The sequence below is a fragment of the Treponema sp. TIM-1 genome (assembly GCF_046533115.1).
Lineage (GTDB): Bacteria > Spirochaetota > Spirochaetia > Treponematales > Breznakiellaceae > JAIRMO01.
In genome coordinates this window covers 1-18,111 of record NZ_JAJQRC010000053.1, presented here as the reverse complement: position 1 = coordinate 18,111, position 18,111 = coordinate 1, and the positions used below count along the sequence as shown (strand labels likewise).

General features: G+C 53.8%; 14 protein-coding genes. 2 read left to right on the top strand and 12 right to left on the bottom strand.

The window, feature by feature from the left end; translation table 11 throughout:
- Nucleotides 1-194: 194 nt before the first annotated feature.
- The 12 genes from LQZ21_RS13590 to LQZ21_RS13535 all read right to left on the bottom strand — a co-directional run bounded on the left by LQZ21_RS13590 (nucleotide 195) and on the right by LQZ21_RS13535 (nucleotide 13,169).
- Entirely contained in the window at nucleotides 195-1,055 is an 861-nt protein-coding gene (locus LQZ21_RS13590; RefSeq protein ID WP_411045063.1) for a DNA adenine methylase, read from the bottom strand.
- 14 nt (nucleotides 1,056-1,069) lie between these two features.
- The gene (locus tag LQZ21_RS13585; protein WP_411045062.1) at nucleotides 1,070-3,028 is read right to left on the bottom strand and encodes a TRAP transporter permease; all 1,959 of its coding nucleotides are present in this window, start codon (nucleotides 3,026-3,028) and stop codon (nucleotides 1,070-1,072) included.
- Between the two features lie 15 nt (nucleotides 3,029-3,043).
- A complete protein-coding gene (locus LQZ21_RS13580) occupies nucleotides 3,044-3,496 on the bottom strand; it encodes a DUF1850 domain-containing protein (protein ID WP_411045061.1) in 453 nt (150 codons plus the stop codon).
- 85 nt (nucleotides 3,497-3,581) lie between these two features.
- Entirely contained in the window at nucleotides 3,582-4,532 is a 951-nt protein-coding gene (locus tag LQZ21_RS13575; protein ID WP_411045060.1) for a TAXI family TRAP transporter solute-binding subunit, read from the bottom strand.
- A 168-nt stretch (nucleotides 4,533-4,700) separates the two neighbouring features.
- Entirely contained in the window at nucleotides 4,701-5,399 is a 699-nt protein-coding gene (locus LQZ21_RS13570) for a LysM peptidoglycan-binding domain-containing protein (protein ID WP_411045059.1), read from the bottom strand.
- Complete coding sequence (locus LQZ21_RS13565) at nucleotides 5,396-5,962, bottom strand: hypothetical protein (RefSeq protein ID WP_411045058.1); 567 nt, start codon at nucleotides 5,960-5,962, stop codon at nucleotides 5,396-5,398. Before LQZ21_RS13565 ends, LQZ21_RS13570 begins: the two co-directional genes overlap by 4 nt.
- 158 nt (nucleotides 5,963-6,120) lie before the next feature.
- Nucleotides 6,121-6,948 (bottom strand): HD-GYP domain-containing protein, encoded by an 828-nt coding sequence (locus LQZ21_RS13560; protein ID WP_411045057.1) that lies wholly within the window; start codon nucleotides 6,946-6,948, stop codon nucleotides 6,121-6,123.
- Nucleotides 6,949-7,053: 105 nt separating this feature from the next.
- Nucleotides 7,054-8,127: a tRNA 2-thiouridine(34) synthase MnmA gene (gene mnmA, locus LQZ21_RS13555; protein ID WP_411045056.1), complete on the bottom strand. Its 1,074-nt coding sequence runs from the start codon at nucleotides 8,125-8,127 to the stop codon at nucleotides 7,054-7,056.
- A 34-nt stretch (nucleotides 8,128-8,161) separates the two neighbouring features.
- Nucleotides 8,162-8,764, bottom strand: coding sequence for a hydrolase (locus LQZ21_RS13550; RefSeq protein ID WP_411045055.1), 603 nt, complete (start codon nucleotides 8,762-8,764; stop codon nucleotides 8,162-8,164).
- Nucleotides 8,765-8,854: 90 nt separating this feature from the next.
- Nucleotides 8,855-11,296, bottom strand: a complete 2,442-nt coding sequence (locus LQZ21_RS13545) for an ATP-binding protein (RefSeq protein ID WP_411045054.1) — start codon at nucleotides 11,294-11,296, stop codon at nucleotides 8,855-8,857.
- Nucleotides 11,297-11,301: 5 nt separating this feature from the next.
- Entirely contained in the window at nucleotides 11,302-11,664 is a 363-nt protein-coding gene (locus LQZ21_RS13540) for a response regulator (RefSeq protein WP_411045064.1), read from the bottom strand.
- Nucleotides 11,665-11,801: 137 nt separating this feature from the next.
- Nucleotides 11,802-13,169 carry an MATE family efflux transporter gene (locus tag LQZ21_RS13535; protein ID WP_411045053.1) on the bottom strand — a complete coding sequence of 456 codons (1,368 nt, stop codon included), beginning with the start codon at nucleotides 13,167-13,169 and terminating at the stop codon, nucleotides 11,802-11,804.
- A 285-nt stretch (nucleotides 13,170-13,454) separates the two neighbouring features.
- On the opposite strand from LQZ21_RS13535, the gene LQZ21_RS13530 reads away from it, so the two are divergent.
- Together LQZ21_RS13530 and LQZ21_RS13525 are read left to right on the top strand one after the other, a co-directional pair.
- Nucleotides 13,455-14,822 carry an MATE family efflux transporter gene (locus tag LQZ21_RS13530; RefSeq protein ID WP_411045052.1) on the top strand — a complete coding sequence of 456 codons (1,368 nt, stop codon included), beginning with the start codon at nucleotides 13,455-13,457 and terminating at the stop codon, nucleotides 14,820-14,822.
- Nucleotides 14,823-14,994: 172 nt separating this feature from the next.
- On the top strand, nucleotides 14,995-17,865 hold the full coding sequence (locus LQZ21_RS13525) for a M16 family metallopeptidase (protein WP_411045051.1): 2,871 nt from the start codon (nucleotides 14,995-14,997) through the stop codon (nucleotides 17,863-17,865).
- The last annotated feature ends 246 nt before the right edge of the window (nucleotides 17,866-18,111 follow it).

Below are 18,111 nucleotides of genomic sequence, written 5' to 3'. Positions count from 1 at the left end.
TGTAAACACTAAACGGCCATACATATACAGAATTTAAGAAATTCACCACAAAGGCGCAGAAGGCGAAAAAGGGAAGAAATACGTAATTTTTCCTTGTTTTTTCTTACTTACTTATTCGCCTTATTCGCCTTATTCGCCTTCGTGGTCGAATTCTCTTTCTCCCGTATATCAGGCATATTAGTGTTTACAAGGTACTAGGGGTCTTTCCAGTTTTTTATCAATACCTCCCCGACCTGCCCCCGGCGGGAGGGGTCGGAATTGATGGAACGTTTTGCCCACAGGGGGATGATCTCAGCGCGGGGATGGGTATAGAGTTTCCGGATAAATTCCGTGTCGGCATTGCTTAATAAACATTTTGCTCCCCGTTCTGTTAACACCAAAAAACAGTCCCTGAGCCGGATTTGTTCATCCTCCCCGAATCCCGGCGGCTGGTATCCGGTAAAATTGAGCTTATCCGGGCTATGATAGGGGGGATCCAGATACACCAGCGCCCGGTCCCCGGCATCTTGCAGGGCCGCGGCAAAATCCCCCTGAAGGATGGTAATGGCATGGTTTTGCAGGTACTGACTGATGGCCCGCAGCAGGCCTTCCTCACAGATCCGGGGATTTTTATATCTTCCCCGGGGAACATTAAACAGCCCCCGGGCATTTACCCGGTACAAACCGTTAAAACAGGTTTTATTGAGGAAAATCAGCCGCCCCGCCTTTTCCACCTCCGGTAAACGGGTAAAGTTACGGTTATCCAGATCCAAATTCCTGATATGGTAAAAATATTCCGGGGTATTATTTTTTTCATGTTCCTGTAAGACGGCAATCAGGGCCTCCACATCTTCTTTTATAACCCGATAGGTTGCCATAAGTTGGGCGTTAACGTCATTGATCACCCCCCGGGAGGGCTGTAGGGCAAAAAACACCGCCCCGGCTCCGACAAAGGGTTCATAGTAGGTGTAATCCTCGATCCGGGCGGGAAGGTTCTTTATTATTTCGGCCAGTAACTGCCGTTTTCCACCGGCCCATTTGAGGCAGGGCTTGAGGACAGGGGGCTCTTGTCCCATAAAACCTCTTAAGCTTACCGCCCGTCGATTTTCTGGTCTGTATCGGCAGGGAGGCTTTTTTCTTTTTTTACCTTTCCCCCCGCTATCTGGAGTACCCCCACCACGATGATCAAGACCAGCCCGATAAGGTCGCTGGTAAGCCCGGGTTCAATCAGGAGCAGTCCTCCCGCAATGGCCATAATCCGCTCGGGGACGATCACCTTCCGCAGCATATACCCTTCCAGGCCCACCGAAAGGCCCAACATGCCGAAACAGGAGGTAACCACAATCCGGATGACCTCCAGGGGGGTGGTATCGATAAAAAGCATGGAAGGGCTGAACACAAAAATATAGGGAATAATAAAGGCGGTAATGGCAAGCCTGGTGGCGGTAACCCCGGTTTTGATGGGATTCGCCTTGGCGATGGCCGCCCCCGCATAGGCCGCCAGGGCCACCGGGGGGGTAATATCCGCCACGATCCCAAAATAAAAGACGAACATGTGGGCGGCCAGCACGGGGACCCCCATACGGATCACGATGGGAGCGGTAATGGTGGCCATGATCACATAATTGGCCGTCGTGGGGATCCCCATCCCCAGGATGAGGCAGGCGATCATGGTGAGGACCAGGGCGAAGAAGAGGCTGTTATTGGCCACCGTGAGGAGCAGGGAGATTAAAACCTGACCGAGGCCGGTGAGGGACACGATCCCCACCACCACCCCGGCGATGGCGCAGGCCATGGCCACCCCCACGGTATTTCGGGTACCGTTCCCCAGGGCGTCCACAAAAGAGGCCGGGGTAAGCCGGGTGTCCCGCCGGAAAAAACTCACGATGATCGACGCGAGGATAGCAAGACAGGCGGCATAGGCCGGGGTGAACCCCAGGGTCATGAACCCCACCAGGATCAGCACGGGCAGGAAAAGGTAGCCCTTAACAAAAAGCAGCCTGCCGAAATGGGGGATCGACTCCCGGGGCAGCCCCTTAAGCCCCAGTTTTTTCGCCTCAAAGTGGATCATCAGAAAGATCCCGGTAAAATACAGGGCCGCGGGCAGGATGGCGGAAACGGCAATGACCGGATAGGGGATGTTGGTCAGTTCCGACATGAGGAAGGCCGCCGCCCCCATGATGGGGGGCATGATCTGGCCCCCGGTAGAAGCCGCCGCCTCCACCGCGGCGGCAAATTCCGGCTTATACCCGGTTTTTTTCATCACCGGAATGGTGACGCTCCCGGAACCCACGGTATTGGCCACGGAACTCCCCGAATACATCCCCTCCAGGGCGCTGGCAATGACCGCCACCTTGGCAGGTCCCCCCGAGGCGAATCCCGCCACGGAATTGGCCAGGTCGATAAAAAAGGTGGCAATCCCCGACTTTTCCAGAAAGGAGGCGAGGAATATAAAAAGTACGATAAAGGTGGAACACACCCCGATGGGGGTACCGATGATACCGTCGGTGGTGTAAAAGAGCTGATGGATCACCCGGCGGAGGGAAAAACCCGCCGCAAAGGCGTAGGTGACAAATCCGGCGGCCACCACCAGAATAGGGATCCCCACCACCCGGCGGCAGAGTTCCGCCAGGATGATGATACCCATGATGCCCATGACGATATCCAGGGGGAGGAGCAGCACCGCCCGGGCGATGATGACCCGAAAATTAACGGCGTAATAAAAAAAGGCCACGGCCCCTGCAATACCCAGGACCAGATCGTACCAGGGGATATGGTTCACCCGCTTCCGCAGCCCCCGCTTGACGGGGTACAGAAGATAGCCGATAAACACCAGGATCCCCAAAAACACGCTCCGCCGGATCTGTTCCGGAAGGTTGGCGAAGAGGGTAACCCAAAACACGTAGAGGGTAAACAGCAGGAGCAGCCCCTTAACCAAATAATTGGGCAGCCCCGTAAACCGGCGGATATTCGATTCCCGGTCAAACTGGGCAATAAGCTCCTCGGTTTCCGCCTCGGTCATAATATGTATTGATTTATCATGGGTCATGCTATACTCCCGCTCCTATTTTACCCGAACCGTGATATGGGCGTTTTTTCCGCACCGTTCCCGCAGGCTGATCCGTTCATTATTGATATATAAAGTATGATCCGAGACCGTCCCCACGATATAGGCCAGGGATTTGAAGGACCGGGTGAATCCGACGATCCGCATGGTCCCATCCTCCTCCCGGATAAGCTCCTCGCCCGCGCCCAGCTCGGTCTGCATCCCCGCGCCAAAGGAACTGAACACCGTGGCCACTGCCGCGATCCGTCTCCCCCGGACCTGGAAAATATCCCGGACCGGACTTTGATTAACCGAATGGACAAACTCAATGGCGAATTCCGCTCCGTCGTTAACCGGCCACCGGCCGTATAGCACCCCCGACTCCGTGTCGGTGATGACCAGTTTTTTGGGTAATCCCCTGAAAATTATAGCCCCTGATACCACGAGGAGGGCAATAATGAGATTACCCACGATCCCATACCACCACCGCGGGCTTCGTTCCGAATAAAACAACCAAAAACCTGGGGGCCCCCGGCAGCCGGAGGCCCTGCCCGTACTACCGGAGGGCGCCGATTTCCTTAAAGTACTTCTCCGCCCCGGGATGGAAGGGTATCGATATCCCCCCAACTCCATAGGCGGGGGACAATTCCGTACCCTTGGCATGGGCGCTGATTATTTCATCCCGGCTTTCAAAGAGGGTCTTGGTAAGCTGGTACACCACGTCTTCGGAGAGGCTTTTACTCACGATAAAGGTGGCCTTAACCGCCACGGTATTGATATCCCGGGTGATCCCCCGGTAGGTCCCCGCGGGGATGGGGTACCGGGTGTAGAAGGGGTACTTCTGGGCCAACTGGGTCATGTGGGTATCGTCGATTTCCAGGAGGATGATGTCCTTGCCAATGGCCAGATCCACCACCGCGGTGGTGGGGGCCCCGGCGGTGCAGAAAAAGGCGTCGAGCTTATTATCCCGCAGGGCATCGGCGGAAGCGCCGAAACTGAGGTTCTGCTTGCCGATATCGTTAAAGGAAATACCATAGGCTTCCAGGATCTGCCGGGCGTTAAATTCCACCCCGCTGCCGGCGTCCCCCACGGAGACGTTTTTGCCCCGGAGATCCGCCACGGTGCGGATTCCCGATGCGGGGTTGGCAATGATCTGACACACTTCGGCATAGAGCCCCGCCATGGCGGTAAAGGACGTGGTCTGCTCCCCGTTAAAAAGTTCCGTTCCCTGGTAGGCGTAATCCATCACATCGTTCTGGACAATGGCCACCTCCACCTCTCCGGCGGTAATAAGCTGAATATTCGCCTTGGAAGCCCCGGTGGACTGGATGGTGATGGGGATCTTGGTTTTTTCCGTCAGGATCTGCGCCACCGCGGAGCCATAGGCGTAGTAGGTCCCGGTATTTCCACCGGTAGCCAGCCGAATCTGTTGCGTTGCCCCCCGGGCATAAAGCCCCAGGGACAGGGCAGCCAACATTACCACAGAGAGAAAAAGGGTCTTTTTCATCTTACTTCCTCCAAAATTAACATCTTGTAGGGTCTTCAAGGGGTTCTGAAAATCCTGCCTTTACTATACCGGTCTGGGCCATAAAAGGCAACCGTCTTCAAAAAAAAAGGGAACCTCCGGAACCCCCGATGGGGTCCCCAAGGTTCCCTAAAGATACTTTTCTCCGGATTACCGGGTGCCGCTCCGTTCTTCCCCGTGAATGGACGGGATGGTCAGGATCATCCCCGGCACGATGAGATGGGGGTTATCCGGTTGGGGGAATTTATCCTTATTGGCCTCGTAAAGCCGGGGCCATTGGCGGGGGTCCCCGTAGACAAAATCAAATTCCGCGATCCGCCAGAGGCAGTCCCGTCGCGCCGGATTGAGTTTAACCTCGTAAAAGGCGGCCAAGCCGCCCGAAGGAGGACTGGACTGGGCGGCTTGGACCGGATAGAGGGTTTCAAAATTCAGGAGGAGTTCCACCACTTTTCTTGAATCGGGGATGCTGTTTTCGTATTCCCGGGCGTTAAACCGGGTTTCGGCGGATTTAAAATAAGCTGCCGCCTCATCATAAACCGCGGCGGCCCTGTTCCGCAGCTTGGCCCGGGTGGCCAGATCCATCCGGGCTTTGGCCGCCACATAGGCCGAGCGGGCCCTATAGGCCAGAAGCATCTCCTCAATATACTTCTTGGAACGGGCGGCGTATTCTTGGGACTGCAGGGCATATTCGGTAGCCTCGTCATAGGCCCCGGCATCCAGGGCCTGCTGGGAAAGGCCGGCGTATTCCACGGACTTTTTATAGTACTCGTTATTTTCCAGGGATTGGGCGGCCAGGCCGGCTCCGGCCCAAAGGGATAACAGGACCATGCTTAGGTATATTTTTTTCATTGGGGGCTTCCTTGCCGGCGATCTTCGGCTTGCTGCCGGTCAAATTCGGTGGCCTCGTCTTCTACGGTTTTAATCGCTTCCCGGGCCCGGCCGAGCTGCCGTTGGGCTTCTTCCCGTTTGGCTATGGCCTCGTCGTGGGCCGCCAGGAAGGCCGTTTCCGCTTCCAGATATTTCCCGATACCGTCGGCAGAACCCACGGCAGCCAGGGATTCCGCTTCCGTATAGGTGGAAAAGGCGGTAGTATAGTGATCCTTGACGGATACATCCGCCTTAACTGATTTGGCCTTGTCCATGGCGCTCACGGCCCGGGCCTTGGCCTCCGCAAAATCCATTTTTTCCTGCGGGGGCGCTTTCGCCGGAGCCTGCGGGGGAGGGGCCGTGGTTTCCGGTGGGGGGGGCGAGGCGCAGGAAAATAAAAACCCCCCTAAAACCAATAAAAGCCCGGACCGTTTCAACATGCCGTATTTTGAAACGGCCGCCTGGGGCCTGTTTTTTCCCAACCATTTTCCAAAACCAACCGGGCGGTGAAAGAGGTTTGACCCTCCAAAAATACTTTTTTTCATCCTGGAACTAACTCCTCTGGTTTTCGCTTTATTATTACTATAGTACAAGCCGTCATGGGTTGTATAAGAGAATTTCTTTATTTTTGGGATAAATCACTGAATGGCGTGGCGGGGGAGCCCTTCCCGAAACCAACCGGGTTTGGGGAAAGCCCCAGGGGTCATAATTTTTCCAAAATTTTCCGGTCAATTTGCAAAAACCGCTCCACCAATACCGGGTCAAACTGTTTGCCCGCCTCTTTGGTGATAATCGCCACCGCCTCGTCATGACTAAGCCGGGGCCGGTAGGAACGGTCATTACAGAGGGCGGAATAGACATCCGCAATGGCGATGATTTTGGATTCCAGGGGGATCTCCTCGGATATGCGCCCGTAATAGCCGTTCCCGTCCACCCGTTCATGGTGGTACATAATCCAGTCGCTTATTTCGCTAAAGCAGGTTTGGTCCAGCATTTCCTTGCCTACGGCAGGGTGGGTTTTGATAAGGGCCCATTCTTCACCGGTGAGTTTTTCCTGTTTACGAAAAATTTCCGCGGAAATATTTATCTTTCCAATATCGTGGAAAAGGGCCGCATCCAGGAGTTTTCCCTTGTTCAGCACATGTTTAAATTCTTTGAGCTGGTCGTAAAAAAGGCCCACAATATCATACACATGCTTGGAATGGGCCCTGGTACAAAAATCCTTTAAATCGATGGCGTCCACAAAGGCCCGGGTCACTTCCAGCGCCTTTTCCCGAAGCATCAGCGCAGCCTGGGCCTGGGTTCTTACCGTAAACAACACATATACCGCCCCCAGATGGAAAATGACGGCCAGGATAGTATAGAGTATATCCGGCTCCCGCAGGATACTGTCCACCAGGGCGGTAAAAAATCCGCCGATAAAGAGGTAAAGCAGGACCAGGTTAATCCGGTATCCGGATCGCAGGGCCCGATAGGATTCCTGTTTGTAATAATCCAACAGTTTTTGGTACTCCACCGCGGCAAATATCATCAAAATACAGCCGGATCCGGTAAACAGACAACTTATTACCTTTAAAATCACCTTACCGTACCTCGCAACGTATAGTAGACTTGTTCGACCACCCGGTTGGTGGTCTCACAGGATCGTCCCGCCTCCAATCACATAGTCCCCATCGTAAAGGACCGCCGCCTGTCCCGGGGTAATGGCCCGCTGGGGTTCGTCAAAGTCAATGCGGATGCTGCGGGGACCCACTTGTTCCGCCACAGCCCCCTGCTCGGCCTGGAGATACCGGGTTTTAACCCGTACCCGCCGGGGCCGTTCCAGGGAGGTACAGGCGATAAGGTTACAGTCCCCGGCCGTGAGGGAACGGGAATAGAGGCTTTCCTCGGGGCCCAGGGTAAGGGTGTTCTCCGCCACGGATTTGGCGGCAACATACATAGGCTGGGGAAAGGAAATTCCCATCCCCCGCCGCTGGCCGATGGTATAGCGGATAAGTCCCCGGTGCCTGCCTAAAACCGCCCCCTCCCGGTTGAGGATGTTTCCCCCCTCCTGCTGTTTTCCCGTATAGGTTTCGATAAACCGGGGATAATCCCGGTCGGGAACAAAACAGATGTCCTGGCTGTCATGTTTTTTCGCGTTCACGAAGCCCTGGGCCAGTGCGATTTCCCGAACCTCCCCTTTGGTTTTATCCCCCAGGGGAAAAACCGTATGGGCCAGCTGTTCCTGGGTCAGGCAGTAGAGGACATAACTCTGATCCTTTTTGATATCCCGGGCCTTCTTCAAGAAAAAACGGCCGCTTGCGGGGTCCCACTCAATCCGTGCGTAGTGACCGGTGACCAGGGTTTCAAAATCAAGCTGTTTTGCCCGCCTGAGGAGGCTTTCAAATTTGATGTACCGGTTACAATCGATACAGGGGTTTGGGGTGCCCCCCTGTTCATAGGTTTCGATAAAACGGCGGATCACCTGGTCCCTGAAATCCCCGGAAAAATTAAGGACATAATGGGGCATACCCATATGGTAGGCCACGTTCCGGGCATCGTTGATATCGTCCAGGGAACAGCAGGAATGGTTTTTTTTCAACCCCAGATCATCATTGGTAAAAAGTTTGAGGGTAATACCAATACAGTCGTAGCCCTGTTCCTTCATGATCCACGCTGCCACGGAGCTGTCCACCCCGCCGCTCATGGCGATTACCGCTTTTCCCCGCATACCGTAAATCCGATCCTGAAATTGCTTCAACCCCTTAGGAGGAAGCTGTTTCCGCCATAAAGGCGTTAACCGAAGCCTCGCAGGACCGCATGGCCAGGATCGTCTTTTCGATCAGGGTGTCCAGTTCCCAGCCAAGCATAGCCGTCCCCTTTTCGATAACCGGCCGGGAACAACCCGCGGCAAAATTGGCGGCCTTGTACTTCTTTTTTACCGATTTCACCTCCATATCCTGAACGCTTTTGGATGGCCGGATGATCGCCACCGCCCAAATAAGGCCGGTAAGCTCATCCGCTGCGTAGAGTACCTTTTCCATAGGATGTTCCGGTTTTATCTCCACGGTAAGTTCATACCCGTGACTGCACACCGCATGGATCAGGGCTTCCCCGGCGCCTCCGGCCTTGAGCAATTCCGGCGCCTTGATACAATGCTCATCGGGGTATTGCTCAAAGTCAATATCGTGGAGAAGGCCCACGATGCCCCAAAAATCCTCTTCCGCCCCATAGCCCAAATCCCGGGCAAACCATCGCATCACCCCCTCCACGGTTAGGGCATGCTGGAGATGGAAGGGGTCTTTATTGTAGGTTTTTAACAGTTCCCAGGCCGCTTCCCGGGTCATGGTTTTTTCAGGCTCACTCATGGAAAACAGTATACCAAATAAAAACAGCGCCCGTCAATTTAATCTATGCCGGATACAGTAAATTGAGCCGGTTTCCAAAAAACGGGCGTTTTAAACCGGTCCGATGCCTTCGCCTTCCATTGCCGCACAAAGTTCGCGGGCTTTTTCCGCGGCCTCGTCATAGTCCAGGAACCGGGCAAGATCGAGGGCCTGCGCCAGGGCCGCCTCAAAATCAGGGGCCGTATCGGCAAGGCGCAGGCATTCCAATTCCTTTACCAGGGCTCTGATCCGGCCGGCATGGCTCTCCTCACAGGCTTCCGCGAATTCGGTCAGCTTTGCAGCCATATCCGCCGCGGTGATTTCGGTCTTGTCCGTTCCGTCCGTTTCCGCAAAAAGCGAGGTGCCCCGGAGGGCCGCGTTAAATTCCTCCAGGGCGGAACAGAAGGCTTCCGTTTCCGCCAGGCAGGCGGCCTGGTCATCGCCCTTTGCGGCCGCTTCAAGCTTCTTGCCCCACTCGGAAAGAGCCCCCGCTCCGATGGTGGCGCAGATCCCCTTGTAGGCATGGACCTGTACGGTATAGGGTTTCCAATCCGCCGCCACAAGGCTGTCACGGATAAGGGCAAGCCCCCTGGTAATTCCGGAGGAGAACTGTTTCAGCGTCGATGTATAGGTTTCAAAATTTCCCGCGGCATAATGGAGCCCTTGGGCGGTATCGAGCCCTTCGATTTTTGCCAGCTCCCCGAGTATCCGTTCCTGCTTTGCGTCTAATTTTCCGGCAGCGGCTTTATTAGTGGTGACATCCACCAGGGTATATTTTTCTTTGGGTAAAAATTTTTTTAACGCGTCGTTCAAAACCTCGGGCTCAATGGGTTTTGGGATAAAACCATTCATACCTGAGGAAAGAAACAGCTCCTTCGCTCCCTGTACCGCGTTGGCGGAGAGGCAGATGACCGGAATAGCGGGGACTGCTTCACCCGGTTGTTTTTTTTCAAGTTTCCGTATCCGGCGGGTTGTTTCAATGCCGTCCATATCGGGCATCATGTGATCCATAAAGATAATGTCGTAGGGACGTTTTTCAGCAAAGGATTTTTTTACCAGCTCAATCGCCCCCAAGCCGTCTTCCGCCGTATCCGAGGAGATATGGTGCCGGTTTAGGAAAGCCACCGCCACGGTGAGATTCGTGGGAACGTCATCTACCACCAGGGCCCTGACCTCGTCCACGGCGATAAGCTGTTGCGTATCCTGCCGGGGCTTCTCCGCCTTTGCAGGATCTCCCCGCACCAGGGGGAGGTACACGGTGAACACGGAGCCTTTACCGTATTCGCTTTCAACCTCGATAAAACCTTTCATCAGGGATACTAACTGCTCGACAATGGCCAGGCCTAAACCGGTCCCTTCAATCCCCTTGTTCTTGCGGGTATCCATCTGCTGGAAACTCTCAAAAAGACGGGAGATGTTTTCCTGTTTTATGCCGATTCCGGTATCGGCGATTTTGGCGATCAGGTAATCCGCGTCCGAATTGTCCCGGGGACACCTGCCCATATTCAGGGAAAATGAAACAAACCCTTCCTTTGTGTATTTGACGGCGTTGTTGATCAGGTTGGTAAAAATTTGATTTATCCGCATCTCATCGCCATAGATAAATTCGGGGATCAAAGGGGAATAGCTGCTTTTGAAATCCAGGGACTTTTGCTGCGCGATAAAAGATTGCATGGAACAGATATGATTAAAGAGGGTGTTAATATTAAAATGCCCCGGTAGTAATTCCATTTTTCCGCTTTCGGCCTTGGAAAAATCAAGGATGTCGTTAATAATACCCAGGAGGATTTTTGACATTTTTTTGATATCCGAAAAATAGCCTCTTTGCAGGGAATTCAAATTTTCCTGGGGTATCAGGTCGCTCATACCGATGATCGTATTCATGGGAGTCCGGATCTCATGGCTCATCTTTGCCAGAAATTCGCTTTTTGCCTTACTCGCCGCCTCTGCCGCTACCCGGGCATTTTCAAGTTCCGTAATATCGGTATACAGCAGGATAACTCCGTCCAGTTTATCCTCATCGTTCAGTATGGCCGTTACGTAAAGGTAATAAATAAGATATTGTTCACCGCCGCTATAACGGATTTTTTCCTTTCGGATCTGTGTTTTTTTTGAAGAGATAGCCTTTTCGATGGTTTTTTGTATCCCCGTGGCGGCCGTATTATTAAAATATTTTTCAAACACCTTAAAGATATTTTTATCTTCAATGCCCGAAACCGTTTTGCTCTTGAGCGCATCCCGGAAAAAATTATCGGTGTAATAGGCAACATTCAATTCCTTGTCCAAAAGCAGGATGATGTTTTTGCTGTATTTCAGCAGCATGGTCATAAATTTTTCCCGCTTGGACATTTCGGTGGTGAGGTTCCCGACGATTTCGTTCTGCATGCTATTTACATTACTGAAACGTTCCAGCTGCGTCTGTGCGGCGGAAAGCTGACGGTTTTTCTTTTTCAGTTCCCGTTCCAGCCGTTTTATTTCGGTTTTAAGGGAAACCGGATCATCGGTATCAAGCATGCTTTTTACCCGCCGATGACCAATTTTATTTTCTCAAGCAAAATTTCTTTTTCTATAGGTTTTTTTATATAGCCATTGGCACCCAGATTAACTGCCTGGGAAACGGTTTTAAAATCAGCTTCGGAAGACACAAAAATAACCGGCGTGTTTTCGTACCAAATTTGTGTTTTTATATATTCAAGAAATTCTATGCCGTTCATCCCGGGCATCAAAATATCAAGCAGGATAAGATCGAATTTTGTTTTGTGCAGCAACGCGAAGGCTTTTCTCGTTGTTTTTGCGGGATAGACTTCGTAGTTATGATCCAGGAAGTCCGCGATGATATTGATGACTTCCGCTTGATCATCAACCGCTAAAATTTTCTTCATACCCACACCTCCGCCATAGATATAAAATCCCCGCCCGCTTCCGCAAAAAGGGAAGTGTGTACAGTATAGGACTTCCGGTCTTCCGTAGCAAGACTATCGCGGATTACCTCAAGCCAAAGGTAATACATCCTGGCGGTTCAACCGCCGCTGCCGATAACCTGTTTGGTTTGCCATTTGCCCCCCAGCCAGCGGGTAAGGTAACAGATCCCCCGGCTGACAAAGTCGGCGCCCATGGCAAGCCATACCCCCAGGGGCCCTATCCCCAGGGGATAGGCCAGGAGGTAGGCGGCGCTCACCCGGACGGTCCACATGGAGACGCTGGCCACGATCATCACATACCGGGCGTCCCCGGCGGCCCGCAGGGCATTGGGCAGGGCGAAACTCATGGGCCACCCGATGGCCATGGAAATACAGTGGACCTGTAAAAAAACCTTTGCCAGGTCGTGGGCCTCGGGGCTGAGGCTGAAAAGATTCACCAGGGGTTCCATGAAAATATAAATCAGGGAACTGATGATAAAGAGGGTGATGTAGGTGATCTTCATGATTTTGGCGGTCTGTTTTTTCGCCGCCTCGTAATCCCCGGCGCCTACGCATTGTCCCACGATAGTAAGCAGGGCCATGCCGTAGGCCATACCCGGCATAAAGGAAAAGGAATTGATCACCCCGGCAATGGCATTGGCAGCGAAAGCCCAGGTCCCAAAGGTGGTGAAGATCCGCTGGGTAAGGAGTCTGCCGATCTGGAACATGGAGCTTTCCAGGCCGCTGGGGATACCCACGTTTAATATATTCCGGATCATGGGACGGACAAACCTGATTTTCAGTATCCCCGAGAGGGAAACCGGTATGGCGCGGTTATGGGTAAGGATGCCCAGGGTAAGGACCGCCGCGATGATCCGGCTTATGAGGGTGGACAGGGCCGCTCCGGCCACGCCGATACGGAAACCGTAGATAAAAAGAATATTACCGCCGATATTCAAGATGTTTACCAGCAGGGCGATCCGCATGGTTACCCGGCTGTTCCCCATAGATCGGAACAGGGCGGCATTGGCGTTATAGAGGGCCAAGAAAGGGTAGGAAAAGGCGGTAATAAGGAAATAAACCGCCGCCGCGTCCATCACATCGGTTGCCACCTTTCCGTAGAGCAGCCGGATAATGGGACGCCGGAAACCGAGGCTTATGCCCATGATAATCAGGGCGGTGAGCATCACGATATAGATAAGCTGCCGTGAGGCGAGGCTGGAATTTTTGGTATCCCGGCGGCCGATATATTGACTGGTAACCACCGCCCCGCCGGTAGCAAGGGCGCTAAAGGCAATGATCAGGAGGTTATTGATATTATCAATAATGTTAACCCCGGAAACGGCAAATTCCCCCACGGTACTGACCATCATGGTATCTGCCGCGCCCATGGTTACCGCCAGGAGTTGTTCGATAATCAGGGGCCACAGGAGCCGGAAGAGGGTGCGGTTATTCCACTGCTCCCCCATGGATACATCAGGGTTCAACCGCACCCCTCATCAAGATCCCTATGATTCCTCCGTCGAGTTCCGGTACATCCCACCTGATAATTGCTCCTGGTTTAAATATAGGGAATAGGGGGAATTCTTTCAACCGGCCCGGCCGGAGGGCCGGTAACTCCCGGTTTCAACAAAGGACCGGAAAAACAACGAACCATCACGAAGAAGAGATAGCATTCAGATAGTAAATTCCAGGATATCGAAGTGAAAACTCGTGGTTAAGTATTCCCCTGTCTTTTATCCCCGGAATCTACTATACTAAAGACAGAGGCTATGCACCCCGTTACCCTTTTTAATGATAAACAGTTTTATAAAAGCCTCTTTACCATCGCCATCCCCATCATGCTCCAGAATCTGGTGAATTCCCTGGTCAACATGGTCGATACGGTGATGATTGGGAGGCTGGGAACCGTGGAGATCGCCGCGGTAGGCCTGGGGAATCAATTTTTTTTCACCTTCAATATGATCCTCTTTGGGATATGTTCGGGAAGCGCGATCTTTACCGCCCAATTCTGGGGGAAACGGGATATTCCGGGGATCAGGGTAAATACGGGGTTTACGCTTATCCTCAATCTGATCGTCGCCCTGCTCTTTACCCTCGCGGGGATCTTCTTCCCCGAGGGGATACTCCGGATCTACTCACGGGATCCCGCGGTGATCGCCGCCGGGGCGGCCTATCTTAAAACCCTGGCTCCCGCCTTTATCCCCTTTGGCGTCAGCTTTGTTTTTATCCAGACCCTCAGGTCCACCGAAAAAGTCCGGCTTGCCATGGAAAGTACCCTGATCGCCCTTTCCCTCAATGTGGGATTGAATTACCTTTTTATCTTCGGGTTTGGCCGTATCCCCGCTATGGGAGTGGTGGGGGCCGCTATGGCCACGGTGATTGCCCGGTTTACCGAAACGGGAATCCTCATCGGGGTAAGTTATGCCCGGCGCTACCCCCTGGCGGGAAATTTCCGGGAGATGACGGCCTTTAACGGCCCTTTTATCGGGCGTTTTTTCAGCATTGTTTCTCCGGTGGTTCTGAACGAATTTATTTGGTCCCTGGGGGTGATGTTCCAGAACATCATCATCGCCCGGACCCATACGGATGCCATTGCCGCTTTTAATATTACCAATACCTTTTCGCAATTAACCTGGGTTGTTTTTATCGGCTTGGGGAACGGAGTAGCGGTCCTGATCGGTAAAAAAATAGGCGAGGGGGATGAAAAGGCCGCCCGGGATTACGCCTTTAGAATAAGCCGGTTTGCCCCCCTCCTTGCCGGGGGAGCGGCCCTCATCATCCTGGCCCTCTCCCGGCTTTTGCCCTTCATCTTCAGGGTGAACAGCAGTGTCCTGTCCATTATCGACGTGATGTTCCTCATCCTGGCCGCGGTCTACCCCTTCCGGGCCTTTAATATGGCCATGGTCGTCGGTATCTGCCGTTCCGGGGGGGACACGCGGTTTTGTATCCTCTATGATGTCCTCTTTATGTGGGTGGTTTCCATACCCCTGGCGGCGGCAGCGAGTTTTGTTTTTCACGCCCCGATATGGGTGGCCTACCTCTGCATAGGTATCGAAGACCCGATAAAAATGATCCTGGGCCTGTGGCGGCTTAAAACCGGCAAATGGCTCCACAACGTTATCGAAAAACTCGGGTAAGGAATTGACCAATACTGCGCCTTCGTGGTTATTTTCTCCCGTACTGTTTTAGATGTTACATGGTACTGGTATTAACGATCATACCATATTACAATAAAAGGGTATTCCCTCAAAATTATTCCAGCCGGGATGGAACGTATAAAAGCGTCCATGGCGCAAAAAGGGGGCCCTTATGAATAATAAACGCTGGTACCGGTTTTTCGTTCTTTCGCTCTGCCTGGTTTTGGCCGCTTGTGCCACTACGGGCAATAGGGGTTCCCCTCCCGGTGAATTGCTGAAGGGGGATCCCGCGGTCATTTCCGGGGTCCTGGAAAACGGGTTTTCATACCGTATTTTACCGAACAGCTATCCCGAAAACCGCATCTCCCTCAGGCTGGTGGTAAAAGCGGGATCGGTTTTGGAAGCCCGTAACGAGCGGGGTATCGCCCACCTGGTGGAACACATGGCCTTTAACGGAAGCGCCCATTTTTCGGAGAACCAATTGTATGAGTATTTTGAAACCCTGGGCATGTCCTTCGGCCCTGAGGTAAACGCGTACACCTCATTCGACGAAACCGTATACCGCCTGGAGATCCCCGCGGATGATCCCGAAGCCTTGAACACCAGCCTTACCGTTATTTCCGACTGGGCCTGGGGGCTTAGCTTTGACGAGGCCGAACTGGAAAAAGAGCGGGGGGTGGTGCTTGAGGAATGGCGCCTGAACCGGGGCGTCGAGGGCCGGGCCTGGGACGCGCTGCTGCCCTTCCTCTTTCCCTTTTCCCGGTACGCAAACCGTATGCCCATCGGTAAACCGGATATTATTCAGAAGGCGCCCCGGGACCGGATCGTCAACTTTTATAAAAAATGGTACCGTCCGGAATTGATGACCCTGATCATCGTGGGGGACGCCGACGGCGCCCTGCTTGAAGGGGCGGTAAGAGAACGGTTATCCGCTATCCCGGCAAGTGAAAAACCACGGGCGCTCCCCTCGTATCCCGTGTCCGTTCCCCGGACAAAACTCAGCCTCCGCCTGTCCGATCCCGAAGCGCCCTATACCGAGGTTCTCATCGGCGCCTTATTTCCCACGGTACGGGTGAGGACCCGGGAGGATCATAGGCTGTTCATCGCGGGCGCAGTCGCGGTAAACGTTTTATCGGCCCGCTTCGATGAACAGGTTCAGGACGGCGATCTCTTCCTGGGCAGCCAGGTCTTCACGATAAACGTGCTGCGTTCCACAGACGCCGGTGCGGTCTGGTTCAACCCCAAGCCGGGGATGTTCGCCGACGCCTTCAAGACCGCCATTGACGAGATCGACCGTTTTGTGGAATACGGCGTCACCGAAACCGAACTGGAGCGGCAAAAGGCTAATCTGCGTTCCGATGCCTTGGACGCCTGGCAGAACCGTAAAAAAACCGAGTCGCCGGACCTTGCGTCCCGTCTGGTGGAAAGCGTGCTGAACGAAACGCCCTTCCTCTCGGCGGACGCCGAATACCGGCTGGCCCTGGAAACCATCAACGCCCTTACCATGGATGAGGTAAACAGGGTCATTAAACGGTACTTTGATAAGCGCGGTTCCCGGCTTCTGACCATCGCGCCGCCGGACGCGGGGGTCCCTTCAAAGGCGGCCATCAACCGGATGTGGAAACGCTCCCCGGATCCTTCCCTGGGGCCCTACAACGACGACCTGGACGGCCGGCCCCTCTTCCCGCCTGAATTGGCGGAACGTCCCGGTTCAATAATTGCGGAGCGCGTACTGTCCGACGGAAACGGCGGCGCCCCGACCGGCGAGACGCTGACCGGTAAGACGCCGGAGATCACTGAATTCACCCTGTCAAACGGCGCGAAAGTCGTGGTTTGTCCCACCGATTTTAAGGAAGACTTCTTTGTGTTTAACGCCGTGAGCCGGGGCGGGCTTTCCCTTGTTTCCGATGAGGAATACCCGTCGGCGTTTATAGCCGCGGAATATGCGGGGATGTCCGGCTTAAACGGGTTCCGGCAGACCCAGGTTACGAAAAAACTGGCAGGCAAAAACGTGACCGTCGGGCCGGAACTGAGCGAAATCCACGCCGGGTTATACGGTTCCGCCGCGGCCCGGGATATGGAAAGCCTCTTTCAACTGGTCAATTTGTATTTTACCTCCCCCAATTTTACGGAAGCCGCATGGAAACGGGTAACGGGGAATATCGCGTCAAACGTAGAAGTCTATCAAAAATATCCCCAGGGCTATTTTGTAACGGAACAATTGAAGATCCTTTACCCCGGTTCCGTCCGGCTTAACCAGCCTGACGCTTCTTTTGTTGCGGCCCTTAACGATGCCCAGGCGCGGGAATTTTACCGGCAATTCTACGGCGGGGCCGGGAACTTTACCTTTGTCTTTACCGGCGATATTGCGCTTGATGAGGTAAAGCGGCTCAGCGCCCGGTATCTGGCCTCCCTTCCCGCCGGGGAGAGCGCCGAAGCCCGGGATACCCTTCCGGCCTTCCCCGGGGGTAAACAGACGGTGCGGATAAAAAAGGGTATAGATCCGCAAAGCCTGGTTCGTACGTTATTCGGCGGCGTAAATCCTGAGATTGAAGGGGATATTTACACCGAGCAGGCGCTGATCGCAGCCATGGTTGAGTTACTTGAGATCCGCCTCCGGGAAAAGATCCGCGAAGAGCTGGGGGCAAGTTACGGGGTGGGGGTCTACTGCCATCAGGAGAACTATCCCTCACGGCGCTACACCGGGGGCATAAACTTCGGCTGCGAGCCTGCCCGGGCTGAGGAACTCGCGGACCTCGTGATACGGGAGCTCAAGACCCTGGGGGAGACCCCCGCCCGGGAAGAAGATTTGGTCAAGCTTCGGGAAGGGTTTTCCCGCAGGCGCGAAACCGCCCGTAAAACCAACGAGTTCTGGCAGGGGGTACTGACCGCCAACATCATGCGGGGTGACGAAAGCGCCGCCTACAGCCGGGACGAAACGGTCCTTGCGGCCCTTACCCCGGAAACCATGCCGCGCCTCATCCGGCGTTACTTCAACACCGAAAACTACCTGACCGGCATTTTATTGCCCGAGGATCCTTAACCCGCCATCCCCCGGCTTCCAATCAATCGACCACGCAGTAGACCGCTGCGCGGTCAATTAAATAGCATAAGGCGAAGAAGAAAGGAAAAAAGTATGTATTTTCTCCCTTTTTGTCTTCTTCGCCTTACTGGTTGTTAGTTTTATGTTACGGCGTTAGGACCCGCGCAAGAATAAAATGCAGGGCATTTTATTCTAATTGCTTACGCAATAAAGAAACAACATGACCATTCGGTCATGTTGTTTCTG